Source organism: Rhodococcus sp. G6(2025), assembly GCF_058628105.1.
Window position 1 is genome coordinate 7,500,632 of the sequence record NZ_CP179750.1, and the last position, 15,852, is coordinate 7,516,483.

Annotated in this window: 17 protein-coding genes and 1 pseudogene; 13 read left to right on the top strand and 5 right to left on the bottom strand. The window is 67.1% G+C overall.

Annotation, left to right across the window (positions count from 1 at the left end; genetic code table 11):
• The first annotated feature begins 103 nt into the window (after positions 1 to 103).
• Positions 104 to 1,684, top strand: coding sequence for an FAD-binding oxidoreductase (locus tag ACLIVD_RS34750; protein ID WP_491931537.1), 1,581 nt, complete (start codon positions 104 to 106; stop codon positions 1,682 to 1,684).
• 13 nt (positions 1,685 to 1,697) lie between these two features.
• On the opposite strand, the gene ACLIVD_RS34755 is transcribed toward ACLIVD_RS34750, so the two are convergent.
• Positions 1,698 to 2,189 (bottom strand): MarR family winged helix-turn-helix transcriptional regulator, encoded by a 492-nt coding sequence (locus ACLIVD_RS34755; RefSeq protein WP_283333116.1) that lies wholly within the window; start codon positions 2,187 to 2,189, stop codon positions 1,698 to 1,700.
• Positions 2,190 to 2,347: 158 nt separating this feature from the next.
• Between ACLIVD_RS34755 and ACLIVD_RS34760 the strand changes: the two genes are divergently transcribed.
• The gene (locus ACLIVD_RS34760) at positions 2,348 to 3,829 is read left to right on the top strand and encodes an aldehyde dehydrogenase family protein (RefSeq protein WP_283333117.1); all 1,482 of its coding nucleotides are present in this window, start codon (positions 2,348 to 2,350) and stop codon (positions 3,827 to 3,829) included.
• A gap of 26 nt (positions 3,830 to 3,855) precedes the next feature.
• Positions 3,856 to 4,959, top strand: coding sequence for an NAD(P)-dependent alcohol dehydrogenase (locus ACLIVD_RS34765; protein WP_317569424.1), 1,104 nt, complete (start codon positions 3,856 to 3,858; stop codon positions 4,957 to 4,959).
• Here the strand turns inward: ACLIVD_RS34765 and ACLIVD_RS34770 are convergent, their stop codons facing one another.
• A complete protein-coding gene (locus ACLIVD_RS34770) occupies positions 4,960 to 5,886 on the bottom strand; it encodes an AraC family transcriptional regulator (RefSeq protein ID WP_491931539.1) in 927 nt (308 codons plus the stop codon).
• A 231-nt stretch (positions 5,887 to 6,117) separates the two neighbouring features.
• On the opposite strand from ACLIVD_RS34770, the gene ACLIVD_RS34775 reads away from it, so the two are divergent.
• Both ACLIVD_RS34775 and ACLIVD_RS34780 read left to right on the top strand, forming a co-directional pair.
• Positions 6,118 to 6,273: a hypothetical protein gene (locus ACLIVD_RS34775; RefSeq protein ID WP_198602205.1), complete on the top strand. Its 156-nt coding sequence runs from the start codon at positions 6,118 to 6,120 to the stop codon at positions 6,271 to 6,273.
• A 363-nt stretch (positions 6,274 to 6,636) separates the two neighbouring features.
• Positions 6,637 to 6,975, top strand: a pseudogene (locus ACLIVD_RS34780) (class I SAM-dependent methyltransferase); the annotation flags it as partial.
• 129 nt (positions 6,976 to 7,104) lie between these two features.
• Here ACLIVD_RS34780 and ACLIVD_RS34785 read toward each other — a convergent pair.
• Complete coding sequence (locus ACLIVD_RS34785) at positions 7,105 to 7,545, bottom strand: MerR family transcriptional regulator (protein WP_348539592.1); 441 nt, start codon at positions 7,543 to 7,545, stop codon at positions 7,105 to 7,107.
• Positions 7,546 to 7,822: 277 nt separating this feature from the next.
• Positions 7,823 to 8,032: a hypothetical protein gene (locus tag ACLIVD_RS34790; protein ID WP_283333122.1), complete on the bottom strand. Its 210-nt coding sequence runs from the start codon at positions 8,030 to 8,032 to the stop codon at positions 7,823 to 7,825.
• Positions 8,033 to 8,246: 214 nt separating this feature from the next.
• On the opposite strand from ACLIVD_RS34790, the gene ACLIVD_RS34795 reads away from it, so the two are divergent.
• The 3 genes from ACLIVD_RS34795 to ACLIVD_RS34805 all read left to right on the top strand — a co-directional run bounded on the left by ACLIVD_RS34795 (position 8,247) and on the right by ACLIVD_RS34805 (position 9,545).
• Positions 8,247 to 8,894 carry a type IV toxin-antitoxin system AbiEi family antitoxin domain-containing protein gene (locus tag ACLIVD_RS34795; protein WP_491931540.1) on the top strand — a complete coding sequence of 216 codons (648 nt, stop codon included), beginning with the start codon at positions 8,247 to 8,249 and terminating at the stop codon, positions 8,892 to 8,894.
• An 81-nt stretch (positions 8,895 to 8,975) separates the two neighbouring features.
• The gene (locus tag ACLIVD_RS34800) at positions 8,976 to 9,191 is read left to right on the top strand and encodes a hypothetical protein (RefSeq protein ID WP_317569420.1); all 216 of its coding nucleotides are present in this window, start codon (positions 8,976 to 8,978) and stop codon (positions 9,189 to 9,191) included.
• Between the two features lie 60 nt (positions 9,192 to 9,251).
• On the top strand, positions 9,252 to 9,545 hold the full coding sequence (locus tag ACLIVD_RS34805) for a nucleotidyl transferase AbiEii/AbiGii toxin family protein (RefSeq protein WP_491931541.1): 294 nt from the start codon (positions 9,252 to 9,254) through the stop codon (positions 9,543 to 9,545).
• A 150-nt stretch (positions 9,546 to 9,695) separates the two neighbouring features.
• On the opposite strand, the gene ACLIVD_RS34810 is transcribed toward ACLIVD_RS34805, so the two are convergent.
• A complete protein-coding gene (locus ACLIVD_RS34810) occupies positions 9,696 to 10,367 on the bottom strand; it encodes a FadR/GntR family transcriptional regulator (RefSeq protein ID WP_283333126.1) in 672 nt (223 codons plus the stop codon).
• 169 nt (positions 10,368 to 10,536) lie between these two features.
• Here ACLIVD_RS34810 and ACLIVD_RS34815 point away from each other — a divergent pair, with 169 nt between their 5' ends.
• The 5 genes from ACLIVD_RS34815 to ACLIVD_RS34835 all read left to right on the top strand — a co-directional run bounded on the left by ACLIVD_RS34815 (position 10,537) and on the right by ACLIVD_RS34835 (position 15,698).
• A complete protein-coding gene (locus ACLIVD_RS34815; protein ID WP_491931542.1) occupies positions 10,537 to 12,198 on the top strand; it encodes a bifunctional fumarylacetoacetate hydrolase/alpha/beta hydrolase family protein in 1,662 nt (553 codons plus the stop codon).
• Between the two features lie 27 nt (positions 12,199 to 12,225).
• Positions 12,226 to 13,530 (top strand): metal-dependent hydrolase family protein, encoded by a 1,305-nt coding sequence (locus tag ACLIVD_RS34820; protein ID WP_491931543.1) that lies wholly within the window; start codon positions 12,226 to 12,228, stop codon positions 13,528 to 13,530.
• A 138-nt stretch (positions 13,531 to 13,668) separates the two neighbouring features.
• Positions 13,669 to 13,986, top strand: coding sequence for a WhiB family transcriptional regulator (locus tag ACLIVD_RS34825; protein ID WP_491931544.1), 318 nt, complete (start codon positions 13,669 to 13,671; stop codon positions 13,984 to 13,986).
• Between the two features lie 141 nt (positions 13,987 to 14,127).
• Positions 14,128 to 15,336, top strand: a complete 1,209-nt coding sequence (locus ACLIVD_RS34830) for an MBL fold metallo-hydrolase (protein WP_491931545.1) — start codon at positions 14,128 to 14,130, stop codon at positions 15,334 to 15,336.
• Positions 15,333 to 15,698: a TSUP family transporter gene (locus tag ACLIVD_RS34835; protein ID WP_491931546.1), complete on the top strand. Its 366-nt coding sequence runs from the start codon at positions 15,333 to 15,335 to the stop codon at positions 15,696 to 15,698. Before ACLIVD_RS34830 ends, ACLIVD_RS34835 begins: the two co-directional genes overlap by 4 nt.
• The last annotated feature ends 154 nt before the right edge of the window (positions 15,699 to 15,852 follow it).

A 15,852-nucleotide genomic window follows, 5' to 3' on the forward strand; every position in this document is an offset into this window, starting at 1 on the left:
ACACTTGTAAGCAAGGAAACCTGATATTCAGCGAACAGCTGTCGCAGGTCTTGCGTACGACCCGGCCGCATCGAGGCGGCCGCCGAACGAGGAGCAGTCAAGAATGACGCGAACCCTTCCCCCTGGCGTTTCCGACGAGCGATTCGACGCGGCGCTCCAGCGCTTCCGCGACGTCGTGGGTGACAAGTGGGTCCTGTCGACCGCAGACGAACTCGAAGCGTTCCGCGACCCGTACCCGGTCGGCGCCGCCGAGGCCAACATGCCGTCGGCCGTCGTCTCACCGGAGTCGACCGAGCAGGTCCAGGACATCGTCCGGATCGCCAACGAGTACGGCATCCCCCTCTCCCCGGTCTCGACCGGAAAGAACAACGGTTACGGCGGCGCCGCCCCGAGGCTGTCGGGTTCGGTGATCGTCAAGACCGGCGAGCGGATGAACCGAATCCTCGAGGTCAACGAGAAGTACGGTTACGCACTGCTCGAACCCGGGGTCACCTACTTCGACCTGTACGAATACCTCCAGAGCCATGATTCCGGACTGATGCTCGACTGCCCCGACCTGGGATGGGGCAGCGTGGTGGGAAACACCTTGGACCGCGGCGTCGGGTACACCCCGTACGGCGATCACTTCATGTGGCAGACGGGACTGGAAGTGGTTCTGCCGCAGGGCGATGTGATGCGCACCGGCATGGGCGCACTGCCCGGCAGCGACGCGTGGCAGTTGTTCCCCTACGGGTTCGGCCCCTTCCCGGACGGCATGTTCACCCAGTCGAATCTCGGGATCGTCACCAAGATGGGGATCGCCCTGATGCAGCGGCCGCCCGCGTCGCAGTCGTTCCTGATCACCTTCGACAAGGAGGAGGATCTGGAGCAGATCGTCGACATCATGCTGCCGCTGCGCATCAATATGGCTCCGCTGCAGAATGTTCCGGTGCTACGCAATATCTTCATGGACGCGGCGGCGGTGTCGAAGCGCACCGAGTGGTTCGACGGGGACGGGCCGATGCCGGCCGAGGCGATCGAGAGGATGAAGAAGGATCTCGATCTCGGCTTCTGGAACTTCTACGGCACCCTGTACGGACCTCCGCCGCTGATCGAGATGTACTACGGGATGATCAAGGAGGCGTTCGGGAAGATTCCCGGCGCCCGCTTCTTCACACACGAGGAACGCGACGACCGCGGTGGACATGTGTTGCAGGACAGGCACAAGATCAACAACGGCATCCCCAGCCTGGACGAACTGCAGCTCCTGGACTGGGTATCCAACGGCGGGCACATCGGATTCTCCCCGGTGTCGGCGCCGGACGGGCGCGAGGCGATGAAGCAGTTCGAGATGGTGCGCGCTCGCGCCGACGAATACGCCAAGGACTACGCGGCGCAATTCATCATCGGGCTCCGCGAGATGCACCACGTGTGCCTGTTCATCTACGACACGGCGATCCCCGATGCTCGTGAGGAAATCCTGCAGATGACGAAGGTCCTCGTCCGCGAGGCCGCCGAAGCCGGTTACGGCGAATACCGCACCCACAACGCCCTGATGGACGACGTGATGGCGACGTTCGACTGGGGCGACGGTGCGCTGCTGAAGTTCCACGAGAAGATCAAGGACGCCCTCGACCCCAACGGCATCATCGCGCCCGGCAAGTCCGGTGTGTGGCCGCAGCGGTTCCGTGGCCAGAACCTCTGACACGCCACGCGCCTCAGTGCGCGGGCGTCTCGGCCAGGGCGGTCCGGCAGCGGCCGAGGTATCCGCGGAACGCCTCGCGCTGACGAACACTCATGTCGGCGAGCATCTGTTCCTCCAACCCGCAGATGCTCGTGTCGTACTCGGCGAGAAGATCCAGGGCCTCCGGGGTGAGGCTGGTGAGCATGCGGCGACGATTGGCGGGGTCGACGCGCCTGGTCACCAGTCCGCGGCGCTCCAGCGCGGAGAGCATCTCGCCCATCGTCTGCGCGGTGACGAAGGAGTTTCGTGCCAGTTCGGCGGACGACAACCCGTCGCGCCGGCGCAGGACGGTCAGCGCCGTGTACTGCAGCGCGGTGATGCCCATCGGCCGCAGCAGGGCATCCATGTGGGATCGGATCGCCAGTTCGACCTGCTTGATCGCGTACAGCAGGGTCGGCGAGGAGTCGTGCGCGTACTCCCCGTCGAGCGGTGTCTCATCGATCTCGTCCGGAAGATCCGCCGTCATCGCCCACTTCTCCCCGCGCCTCGAGCTCGAGGCCCGCGAACTCGGACCTCAGGTTTCCTGACCATCTTAGGTCGCCCGAGCCGGGTTCGACCGCAACAACGAACACAAGGAACCCTGCCGAATACGGTCGGCAGCTCACACGAAGCGAAGGCAGCGACATGACAGTCACCGACGACACCGCCGTCATCACCCGCCCGCAGATCGGGCCACGCCAGCTGTTCATCGACGGGCAGTGGCGCGAGGCCGGTGCCGGGGAACGATTCGAGATCGTCGACCCCTCCACCGGGAAGCCCGTCACCACCGTCGCCGAGGCGGACGCGGACGATCTCGACTCCGCCGTACGCGCCGCACGTGCCGCGTTCGACGACGGCCGCTGGTCGGGACTGCCGGGCCGCGAACGGGCCCGGATCCTGCTCCGCGTCGCTGCGCTCGTCCGCGAACGGGCCGACGAGATCGTCGCCGTCGAGAGCGTCGACGTCGGCAAACCCGTCTCCCTGTGCCGACCGGTCGACGTGGTGACCACCGCCGAGCAGTACGAGTACTGCGCCGCGCTCGCGCAGACCGCGGGCGGCTCGAACCGGGAGACTCCACTCGACGCCCACGCCTACACTCGCCGCGAACCGCTCGGGGTCGTCGGCGCCATCACCCCGTTCAACTTCCCGCTGATCCTCAGTACGTCGAAGATCGCACCCGCCCTGGCGGCCGGGAACACCGTGGTCCACAAGCCAGCCGAGGACACTCCGCTGAGCGCCCTGCTGATGGCGGAGATCCTCACCGAGGCAGGGGTTCCCGCGGGTGTGGTCAACGTCGTCACAGGGAAGGGATCGACCGTGGGCGAGGCCCTGTTGCAGCACAGGGGGATCGACAAGATCGCGTTCACCGGATCGACGGCGGTCGGCCGGCACGCCGCGAGCGTCGCCGGAGAGAACCTCACACCCGTCACCATGGAACTCGGCGGCAACGCCGCGCACATCGTCTTCGAGGACGCCGACGTGGACAAGGCGATCGGCGCGATCATCAAGGGCTTCGTGTTCAACACCGGACAGTTCTGCATGGGCGGGCCGCGACTGCTGGTCGCCCGCCCGCTCTACGAGACGGTGCTCGGGATCCTCGGTCAGGCCGTTCCCGGTGTGCCGGTTGGTGACCCGTTCGACCCGGCCACCGTCGTCGGACCGATGGCCGGGGACAAGCACGTGCGGAAGGTCGAAGAGTACGTGCAGATCGCCCGCGCCGACGGTGGCCGCATCGTCGCCGGCGGCGAACGACTCGACCTGGGCGGCGGCTACTACTACAAGCCGACCGTGATCGCCGACCTGCCCAACACCTCCCGCGTCGTGCAGGAGGAAATCTTCGGGCCGGTGCTCACCGTGCAACCGTTCGACACCGAGGACGAGGCGATCGCGCTGGCCAACAGCACCGAATACGGACTCGCCTCGGGGCTGCAGACGTCGAACGTCGCACGGGCCCATCGGGTCGCAGCCCGGTTGCAGGCCGGCATCGTGTGGGTCAACGACTGGGCGATGCTCGACCCGGCGGTCCCGTTCGGCGGCGTGAAGAACTCCGGATTCGGCCGCGAATACGGCCCGGAGGCCCTCGAGTCGTATTCCAAGGTCAAGTCCGTCGTCATCTCCCTCGCCTAGAGCGCACCCACCTTTCAGGAGCATCCATGACCACCAGCACCACTGCCGCCGTCGTCGAAACCGGCGGAGCGAAGTTCACCGTGTCCACCGTCGACCTCGACGAGCCACGCCCCGACGAGATCCTCGTTCGTCTCGTCGCCGCGGGCCTGTGCCACACCGACCTCGGCGTCGCCTCGGGCGCGTTGCCGTTCCCGCTGCCCGGCGTGCTCGGGCACGAGGGAGCCGGGATCGTCGAGAAGGTCGGCGCCGGCGTGACGACGGTCGACGTCGGTGATCACGTCCTCCTGTCGTTCAGCTCGTGCGGCTCGTGCGGGAACTGCCGCGACGGGCATCCGGCCTACTGCGCAACGTGGTTGCCGCTCAACCTGATCGGGGGCGGGCGCGCCGACGGCACCAGCCCCGTCAGTCGCGGCGGCGAGGCGATCGGTGGGCACTTCTTCGGGCAGTCCTCCTTCGCGCACCATGCCGTCGTCGACGCGCGCAGTGCGGTCAAGGTCGACCCGGACGCCCCACTGGACGTACTGGCGCCGCTGGGGTGCGGTGTGCAGACCGGTGTCGGGGCGGTGTGGAACGTGCTGAAGCCCCGCCCGGGGCAGACCGTGCTCGTCACGGGGGCGGGCGCCGTCGGGTTGTCGGCGGTGATGGCCGCGGCTCTGACCCCGGCGTCGAAGGTGATCGTCGTCGACCGGGTTCCGGCGCGGCTCGATCTCGCCCGCGAACTCGGCGCGACCCAGGTGATCAACGCCGCCGAGGTCGACACCGCCGAGGAACTGGCGAAGATCGTTCCCGGCGGCGTCGACGGCGCGGTCGAGACCACCGGCAACGTCGGGGTGCTGCGGACCGCGATCGACGCGCTCGCACCTCGCGGCACCGCCGTCATCGTCGGCGCACCGGCATTCGGCACCGAGGTGCCGGTCGACGTCAACGCCATGATCCCGGGCCGCACCCTCGTGGGTCTGACGCTGGGCGACAGCGAAACCCAGACGCTCATCCCCGTTCTCGTCGACCTCGTGAAGTCGGGCCGGCTGCCGATCGACCGCCTCATCACCCACTACGGTTTCGACGACATCAACACCGCCGTCGCGGACATGACCAGCGGTGCCTCGATCAAACCGGTTCTCCGGTTCTGATCATCGAGAAGTTGTCGAACGCAGTGCCGCAGAAGGGCTTTCACCGAACATCTCGCGGTACTGTCCCGCGAAGCGACCGAGGTGGTTGAAACCCCACCGGTACGCGATCTCGGCGACGCCTGCCGACTCGGGATCGGCCGCCAGCAGGTCGCCACGGACCTTCCGCAGCCGGAGGTCCCGCAGATAGCGCATCGGGGTGGTCTGCAACGACGTCTGGAAGCCGTGCTGCAGCCCCCGCAGACTCACCCCGACCGCGCCGGCGATCTCGAGGGCGGTCAACGGCTCGTCCGCGTGCGCCTCGATGTACTGCTTGGCGTGCTCGACCGCCGCCGGGCAGGCGGGGGCGACGGTCGCCGCCAACTGCTCGCTGTAGTCGTGGCTCGACGCCAGGAGCAGCGACACGATCACGCTCTGCGTCAGCGGCGCCAGCAGTAGCGGGTGGCGGAAGAGGGCGTCGGTGTCACGCAGTTGCACCGACAGGGCCCGCATCACGGACCACCACTGCTGCCCGTGGCCGGTGGTGATGTCCAACGCGAGGTCGAAGGCGATCGGATTGCGGATCGGGCGTCCGAGGAGCAGCGCGAGTTGCTCCTCGACGGCGCGGCGTTCGATCTTCATTCCCAGGATTCGCCGGGTCTCCTGCCCCCAGCCCTGGAGCACCGATCCGCGGTCCGCGCGGTACACGGCGGCGCACGACGGGGTCGCGATGATCCGGTCCGCGCCCGAACTCGTCTTCAACCGGCCGCTCACCGGCACATTGACCTGGTACCAGTCTTGGAGTTCGCCGGTTTCGATCTCGACCTCGGTGTCGTAAGACAGCCAGCCCATCGTGACGGGGCCCAACTCGGCGGCATCGAGGTGTATGCCGAAGCTCTGCTGATCACCGAGAACTTCCACGGAGTGCGGGTAGAACAGTCGCCCACCCACGTGACGCGCCTCTTCGACGTCTCGGCTGACGAGAGAGACAGACGCTGGGCCGCCGACAGAGGTGGACATCCCACAATGAGACCAGAGTCACACCCCAATTGCAAGGTTTCCTTAGCTTGAGGTCTGTCAAGGACAGTCTTCGAACCGTCCGGTCGGGCAGTACCCGAACCGGCGGGTCCAGGGGCATACTTGGCCGGCTCGGGGGTTTCCGCAGACGATACGGAGAAACTGATGCTCGACCGGCTGTACGCCGCTGTCCTCGCCGTCGCCGGCCTCGGCTACGGGGGATACATCCTCCTCGACGAGCTGACCGGCAGCTCGGACACACCCGGCGAGGACGACCATCACCTCCGCCGAGAATTCTCCGAACCGGTCTCAACGGCATAACCGCTGCGTGGGACGGCGGGAAACAGTCCCCGCGCCTCGTGCGCCTCCACTGCCGACCGTATCCGGCTTCGCCGCGCATCCTCGGGGCGCCCCACCGGCGAAGTTCAACCTCAACGACCCGCCGCAGCACCGGTCAGGTCCACGCCAGCCAGCCCCGTCTTGCGTGGTGAACTAGGTATGACCTCACCGCCGGTCCGAGCGCCGGAGAACGCAACCGAGAGACCGCCGTCACCTACGACAGGCAGGAGAACCATGTCGATCCCCCGACCCCGACCCACGGGTCATCAGCTTGGATGCAAAGCGGTGAGATGTTGCTCGCCGACCGGGTGAGCAGCGGTCACACGATTCTGGTTTGACCATGTCGCGTTCGACCACCGTGTGACTGTCTGCGATATCGCTGCCGTCCCGCTCGACGACGCATCCGCCGACATCGCGATCCTGTCGTTGGCACTGATGGGCAAGAACCACGCCGACTACGTCCGCGAAACGCACCGGATTCTCCCGGTCGAGGGGCATCTGTGGCTCTGTGAGCCGACCTCCAGCATCGGTTCGGATGAGGCGCGACTCCGAGATGTCCTGTCCGGATTTGGCTTCGACCTGTATCGCGTGCAGGTCGAGGGCCAGTTCACGTTTGCGCGTGCCGTCAAGTCGGACAGTGCTCCCCGCGACGTCACCGCGCCGATCAAGCTACGCGCCCAATGAATTCGCCGCGAGGGTCGACCAATGTGCCTGCCAGGCCCCTTGCGCCACCTACTTGGTATTTCCGGATAGGGATCGACAACCGGTGACAACGAATCGTCTATCGATCTGCCTGATTCATCAGACGGTGTTTCAGCTGATTACGGGGCCGGGCCCGTCCGACTTGGGGCGGTGGGGGTGCTGGAGTTCAGCATTGATACGTCGGGCCTCGGCGAGTTGGTCTTCGAGGATGATGATGCGGCACGCGGAATCGAGCGCGGTGCCCTGGTCGATCAGTTCGCGGGCTCGGGCGGCGAGACGCAGCTGGTAACGGGAGTAGCGGCGGTGGCCGCCGTCTGATCGTCCGGGGGTGAGCAGCTTCGCGGCGTCGAGGCTGCGCAGGAATGCCTGTGTCACGCCGAGGATCTCGGCGGCGTGACCCATGCTGTAGGCCGGGTAGTCCTCGTCGTCGAGCTTCCCGGCCGCGCTTCGGTCGGGCGAATCTTCCGGAATGGGGTGACACCTTTCCAACGGACAGGGCCCCCGGCGCCGTGAGGCACCGGGGGCCGGAGCGGGTTTCACTTCCTTATTCACTGCACTTCTTCCGGCTGTCGGGCCTTTGTGCTGCCCGGCAGCCGCCGGATGTGCCGGGGCCTTACACACTCACATCAACCCTTGCCCGGCACATCCTGGTCTTGCGGTACTTCTCTGCGGGCAGTTCATTCTCTCCCGCACCTCGTGAACTCTTTCCTTGCGACGAGAGGAACTCTACAACAGCGTCCCCTCAATGTCTACAGTCACCACTATAGAAATTCTGGAGTTGGTTGACCAGGGATTTCACACGCTCCGGGAGGCACGCTGGTTCCGCCCGTCAACGTCGACGGGCACCACTTTCGACGTCCGCACGGATCACGACCAACGGCGACTCCCCGACTGCCACCGGGGTGACACCGTGTGCGGGCGCCTTGGCCGCGTGGTGGTCGTAGGTGACGTGGTCGGCAAGCCGCCGGCCGACCGAGAGGAACCCCAGTGCCGACACCCGAACCCAACGAACAGACCGGCCGGCCGGAGTCATGGTCATGGTCATGCTCGGCATCGCCGCCGACGCCCGGGTCCGCGACCTGACCGCCGAGCAGCGCGGGCAGATCACTGACACGATCGCCGCGACGAGCCAGCGATAAGGGACGTGTATCTCCGAGCACGCGCCGCCCACTGAGTGCCCTCCCCTTTGCTTTCGTACTGGACGTTTCGTGGGCTTTAACCCTACGAAACGCACACGCAGCGGAGGTGGGGTCGTGGCACCCGCGCACAGCACCGCCGTACCCGCCGCCTTGGCCCGCCGGCCCTTGCGCACCTTCCGCCCCCAAGACGCCACCGACGTCTACGCCCACCCCCGCCCTGAACTCGCCCGCCTGGTCACACGCGGCGTCCTGCACCGCGCCGCCCCCGGCTACTACATCGTGATCCCCCCGGAACAGGCCGGGCGACCCTGGATCCCGAACCTCGAAGCCACCGCCGCCGGAATCGCCGCCGCGATCTACGGACCCGATCACGCGATCGTGATGGGCATCAGCGCCGCCCGCCTCCACCACGCGATCCCTCGTGCGTTGGCCACCGCGGTCGTCGCCGTCCCCCGCCGGCACCGGACCATCACCCTCACCGACAGGACCGCCACCATCCGGTTCCTCCGCCGCGACACCCCCGAACTCGACGCCGAACGCCTTAATACCCCCCTCGGGCCGGCACTGGTGACCACCCCGGAACAGACCGTCCTCGACCTGGCACGCTGGCCGGCCCTCGGCGACGCCGAAAACGAAATCCCCGCCGCCGTCACCTCGCTCTATCGGCGCAGCGACCGCGAACGCCTTAACACCCTCGCCGCCGAGCAGGGACTGACCGCAGCCCTCGCCCGCGCCGAAACCTGGGTGCAGGCAGCCTCGTGAACCTCGACGAACGCGACCGTGTCACCGACCTGTTCGGCGGCACCGCCCCCGCCCGAACACACCTCCCCAATGGAAGATTGAGTGAGGACATCGACCTCATCGCCCTCGACCCCGCGCAGTACCCTGGCCGCCGACCTCGACGCGGCGCTCCCGAGAGCATTGCAACGCGCTTACGGTCGCCTCGAATGGGCGCCCCCGCTCAGCGCCGGCACGAGCGTGGACGCCGCCACCCTCCACACCACCAGTGGCCTCGCAGTGGAAATCCAACTCCTCGCCTCCACCGACCGCACCCTCTAGCCCACCGAACCCCGCACCCTCATCCAGCGCTACAGCGACGCCCCACCCGCCCGGCTCCTCGTGCCCACCCTGCCCGCGTTCGCCGCCTCCAAAACCGCCACCTGGTGCGGCCGCGCCGCCGCCCGCGACCTCTGGGACCTGTGGGCACTGGCCAACATCGGCGCCATCAACCCCCACACCGCAGCACTGTTCCGCAAACACGGGCCGACCGGGAAAAACCCCGGCACCTACGTCTTCACCCGCCCGCCCAGCGACAACGAATGGCGCACGCAACTCGCCGGCCAAACCCGACTCACCATCACCGCCACCGACGCCCTCCACACCGCATGGAACCACCTCACACCCCACCCCTGACCACATCCCCCACCCCACGCGCACGGGCGACGCCTCTCCGATGCACCAGAATCAGATCCACCGAATTTCGGATAGGCCCCACACTCTCGGATGCGACGGTTTCGCTCTACGGCAAGAAATGACACCTTGCCTGGACGCCGTGTGGTGCGGTTAGGCGTTGTCTCCCAGCAGGGTCGTGCGGACGTGCCGCAAATGCACGCGCATCGCGGTGCGGGCGCTGTCCGGGTCCCGGTCGGCGATGGCGTCGACGATGTCCTCGTGCTCGCCGCAGTATTCGCGATGCAGTTCGGGGTTGAAGGTGCGTTTCTTCAGCCCACCCCAGATCGGTTGTTGACGGCTGTCGATGAGGAGCTGGCTGACCCCGATCAGGACGATGTTGTGGGTGGCGAGCGCGAAGCTGTGGTGCAGCGCGGTGTCCCATCGTTCGAACTCTTCCGAGGATCGGGCGCCGTCGCCGCCGCGCAGGCAGCGACGCATTTCCTCGATGTCGTCACGGGTCGCTGCTGCCACGGCGAGTGGGAGCAGTTCCGGTTCGAGGATGAGCCGCGAGCTCATGATCTCGCTGGGGCTGGGATGGTTCGCCGTCTCCGGGTCGACGGATTCCCGCGGGGCGAGGAACGTGCCCCGGCCGACGTAACGCACCACGGTTCCCCGGTGTTCGAGGTCTTCGAGGACGGACCGGACCACGGCACGGCTGACACCGGCGTCGGCGGCGAGTTCCCGCTCGGTCGGCAGCTTGTCCCCCGGGCCCAACTGCCGCTCGGCGACGACGGCTTCGATGTGCCGCAGAGCAGCCGCTGTAGGTCCCACAGCCAGGGTCACAACAACTCCTCTCGACGAACCAATTCGAACCAATTATAGGGGCATGGTCAACAGCTTCTCCGCCGACACTGCGAAAAATCAAGTGTTGACGATCACACTGCACTCGACCTATCGTAACCAATACGAACCGCAACCCGGTTTGGTTCACATTGGTTTTACAGGAGGTCTCATGCGCTTCGCGCGGATTCAAGGTAAGAACGGCGCGGTCGTCTGCGCTGTGGACGCGAACGGAGCTGCACTGCCCGTGCAGTTCGGTGACACCGGTGCCGCAGTGCGCGAGCTGCAGGAGATCATCGCCGGCGGCCGGGCCGCACTCGGCCGGCTGAGCACCAGCACCCCCGCCGAGGGCGGAAAGCTGCTCGCCCCCATCACCCCGCACCGCAACGTGTTCTGCGTCGGCCGGAACTACTCCGAGCACGCCGCCGAGTTCGCCAAGAGCGGGTTCGACGCGACCGGCTCCGCGGACGGCCAGCACGTGCCCCAGTACCCGGTGGTCTTCACCAAGCCCGCCGCCACGGTCATCGCGTCCGGCGATCCGGTCGACCCGCACACCGACATCACCTCGGCCCTGGACTACGAGGGCGAGATCGGTATCATCATCGGCAAGCGCGCCTCCAAGGTCAGCCGCGACGACGCGATGGACTACGTGTGGGGCTACACCCTCATCAACGACGTCACCGCCCGCGACCTGCAGCGCGACCACAAGCAGTGGTTCATCGGCAAGTCCCTCGACACGTTCTGCCCGCTCGGCCCCTGGGCCGTCACCGCGGACGAGATCGACATCAACGACCTGCAGCTGCAGACCCGGGTCAACGGTGAGTTGCGGCAGGACACCAACACCGCCCAGCTCATCTTCGATGTGCCCACCATCATCGAATCCCTCTCGGCCGGCATCACCCTCGAGCCCGGTGACGTGATCGCCACCGGCACCCCGGTCGGTGTCGGTATCGGCTTCGACCCGCCGAAGTACCTGGTCGAGGGCGACGAGGTGATCGTCTCCGCACCCGGCCTGGGCGAGCTGCGCAACAGCATCGGTATTCCGGCCCCGGTGGACCACCTCATCCCGGTCGGGACCAGCGAGCTGTTCGTCGAGAAGACCGGCAGCGGACCGGCGGTCGTGCTGATCCACGGCCTCGGCGGTGCGACCACCGTGTACGAGCCGCAGGTCGCGACGCTCGCCGAAACCCACACCGTGCTGCGCTACGACCTGTCCGGTCACGGCCGCTCCCCGTTCGCCGGGCCGGCGAGCATCGACAACTGGGTCGAGGAGTTGCGCGAGTTGCTCGACGCGGAGGGGATCGAGCAGACCGCTTTGGTCGCGCACTCGATGGGCACCCTGGTCGCGAACACGTTCGCCGCCAAGTACCCGCAGCGTGTCAGCAAGGTCGCGCTCCTCGGCGCGGTCCGCGCTCAGCCGGAGGCAGCCAAGACCGCCACCCGCGCCCGCGCCCGCACCGTCCGCGAAGGCGGCATGTCCGCCGTCGCCGACACCATCGTCGCAGCGGCGCTGTCGCAGGAAACGCACAGCACCCGCCCGTCGTCGGTCGCCCTGGTCCGCGAACTGCTGCTCGGCCAGAACCCCGAGGGCTACGCAAGCGCCTGCGAGGCCCTCGCCGCCGCCGTCGAACCCGACTTCGCCTCCATCGACGTCCCGATTCTGCTGCTCACCGGCGACGAGGACAAGGTCAGCCCGGTCGCGGTCAACGACGAACTGCTCTCGATCTACCCCAACGCCCAGAAGCACGTGCTCGACGGGGTGGGCCACTGGCACTCCCTCGAAGATCCCAGTGCTGTCACCAACCGGCTCCAGGAATTCCTGACCAAGCCCTGAGCTTCTCCCACGAAAGGAGTGGCGACAATGACGTCAGCCAACACCCCCGATCAGTCCATCCTTTTCACCAACGTTCGGATCTTCGACTCCACCGGCTCCGACCCGTACGAGGGTGAAGTGCTGGTCGAAGGCGAACGCATTGCCGAGGTCCGCAAGGGCACCGGAGATCTGCCTCGCGAAGGCGCGAGGGTCATCGACGGCCAGGGCAAGTTCCTGATGTCGGGTCTGTGTGATGCTCACACCCACTTCTCCTGGGTCAACTCCGCCGACTTGCCCGGCCTCGGGACGATGGGCGTCGAAGAGCACACCCTGCTGTGTGCCCGCTCGGCGCAGACCTACATCGATTCCGGCTACACCATGTGCGTCGGTGCCGCGGCCGCCAAGCCGCGACTGGATGTGGTCATCCGCAACGCCATCAACGCCGGCCAGATCCCCGGCCCCCGCTACCTGGCGAACTGTCAGGAAATCGCGGTCACCGGCGGCGCCCTGGTCAAGGGCATCACCGCCTTCGCCGACGGTCCCGAGGAGATGCGCAAGGCCGTCCGGCGGAACGTCGACCTGGGTGCGGACCTGGTGAAGCTGAGCATGTCCGGCGAGGAGATCACCGGCAACCAGCACGCCGAGGACAACTACTTCTCGGACGAGGAAACCGCGGCCGCGGTCACCGAGGCGCACCGCCGCGGACTGCGGGTGTGCTCACACGCCAGGTCCGGGGAGAGCGTGAAGATGTCGCTGCGCAACGGCGTCGACATCATCTACCACGCCTCCTTCACCGACGAGGAAGGTCTGGACATGCTCGAAGAGCAGAAGGACCGCATCTTCGTCGCACCCGGGCTGAACTGGCTGGTCGCCACCCTGCACGACGCCGAGGCGTTCGGGTATCCCCCCGAGGCCGCCGAAGCTGCCGGATACCAGCACGAACTCGACTGCGCGATCGAGGCGCTGAAGAAGATGAAGGAACGCGGCATCCGGGTGCTGCCCGGCGGCGACTACGGCTTCGCGTGGACCCCGCACGGCACCTATGCCCGCGACCTGCAGCACTTCGTCGAACTGCTCGAGTTCTCCCCGAAGGACACCCTGCTCGCCGCCACCGCCCTCGGCGGGCAGATCATGCGGATGCCCGACGACCTCGGTCAGGTCAAGGCCGGGTTCTACGCGGACATGATCCTGATCGACGGTGACCCGCTCGAGGACATCACCATCCTGCAGGACCAGTCCAAGATCGTCGGCATCATGAAGAACGGTGTCTTCCACAAGGATCCGGGCTCCGGACAGTCCGCGCGCCCGGCCGAGCTCAGCGAAACCCACCGGGGAACCCCCATCCCCGCATAGGAATTCGCTGACCGTCACCGGCCGGTGAGGGTGGGGAGCGTGGCGCACCCACCCCGCCGCCCGGCCACGGACAACCACGTTCGCCGATCCCCCTTTTGCCCGGAGGCGGACCGTCACCGGGGCCCAAGGAGAATCACCGTGCCGTCGACTCTGCTCTCGCGGCAGCAGGCCAAGCTCATCGCCGTCACCGAATTCTGGGACTGGCAACTCCACGCCCGATGCCGCACCACCGGGTCGGCCACCTTCTTCGCCCCCGACGGCGAAACCGCCGGACCACGGATCCGCCGCGAGAACGCGGCCAAGAAGATCTGCGGCGATTGCCCGGTGCGACCGCACTGCCTCGCCCATGCCCTGAACACCCCCGAACCGCACGGGGTATGGGGCGGAATGACCGAACGCGAACGCGCCGGAACGAAGAACCCCACCACCGCCCGGTCCGCACCGCTCGCTTCCTGAATCCCCCACGCGATCGGCGCACCTGCGCCGCCAGCGACCGCGCCGCGTCGACACCCACTCCCCACGGACCGCTCCGGCAACGCTGCCTCACACACACCCTGCCGATGCCTGCCGTGCCGAATTTCAGCGAAGGACCCTTCGATGTGCAACCTCATCCATGAGGCTCACCAACATTCGCTCTCCCGCCGCGGACTGCTCACCGGTGTCATGGCACTCGGGACCGCGACCGCGTTGGCCGGTTGCTCCGCCGCCGACACCACCACCTCCGCGGCGAGCACCGGAAGCTTTGCTTACGTCGACAACGCACGCGCGCACCGCACCCGCCTGGCCCTGCTCGGCACCGCCGGTGGCCCGATGACCTGGATCGCCCCCCACAACAGCGGCGACCAGACCCGCCACGGCATCGCCACCGCCGTCGTCGTGGACGGCGCGATCTACCTGGTCGACTGCGGAATGGGCGTCGCACACCAACTTCGGCTGGCCAACCTCGGCAAGGAGGGCGACTTCCACGGCTACGAAGGCCTGCGCAGCGTCTTCCTCACGCACCTGCACTCCGACCACACCATGGACTACTTCAACATCGTGCTCTCCGGCTGGTACCAGGGACTTCCCGGGTCGGCGCCGGTCGAGGTCTACGGGCCCGGTGACCGGGGTGCGCTGCCCCCGATCTCCGGCACCACCGACGTCCCGGTGGTCAACCCCGAGAACCCGACACCGGGCACGGTGGACATGACCAACTACCTCACCCAGGCATTCGCCACCGACATCAACGACCGGCTCCGTGACTCCGGTAAACCCGGTCTCGACAAGCTCATTCGCACCCACGACATCCCGATTCCCTCCGCCGTCGCGGCCCGAGCCAATGACAACCAGTTCCCGGTGATGGACCCGTTCCTGGTCATGGAGGACACCCGCGTCAAGGTGACCGCAACCCTGGTCGATCACGGCGCCGTCTACCCGGCCTTCGCGTTCCGCTTCGACACCGCCGACGGATCCATCGTCGTCTCCGGCGACACCGCACCCAACCCCAACCTGATTACCCTGGCCACCGGTGCCGACGTCCTCGTCCACGAGGTGATCGACGCCGACTGGGTCAAAGCCCTCTACGGCGAACCGCCGTACAGCCCGGAAGAGGAGGGGTTCATCGAACACCTCCTGCACTCGCACACCACGATCGAGCAGGTCGGCCCGGTCGCCGAGGAGGCGGGGGTGAAAACACTGGTCCTCTCGCATCTCGCGCCGGGAAACAACCCGACCGAACGGTGGCAGGCCGCGGCCGCCGGCTTCTCCGGCGACCTGATCGTCGGCGAGGACCTGATGGAGATCGGCGTCGGAGAACGCACCAGTTGATCGATACCGTGCTCCTGCTCGGGGCGGCGGTCGCCGCAGCGGTGATGATCGGCGCCGTCCTCCAACGCCTGAGCGGTACCGGTCTCGCGCTCGTGTCCGCCCCGCTGCTCACGCTGCTCCTCCGCCCCGCAGCGGGGGTGCTGCTGGTCAACATCTGCAGCATCTGTTCGGCCGCGCTGATCTTCGGTGTCGTGCGCCGCGACGTGGACTGGCGCCGATACCAGATGCTGACCGCGGCGGCGATCCTCGGCGTCCTACCCGGCGCCGTGCTGGTCGCTGCGGTCCCGGCGTCGTGGCTTGCCCTCGTCGTCGGGGTCAGGTTCGCCGGGTCGATCAGGGGCGCGAGAGGCGAAATTGCTTAGCAAAAAGAACTAGCACTCACCTGACGTGAGTGCTAAATTTTAGTGGGTCTACGTCACAAGCTGAAGACCCTCGACCGAGTCGCGACCATCGACTCGCCGAAGCGGCCTCGACAACACTGACTACGTTCTCGGACCGAACAGTCAGTCCCGAAGA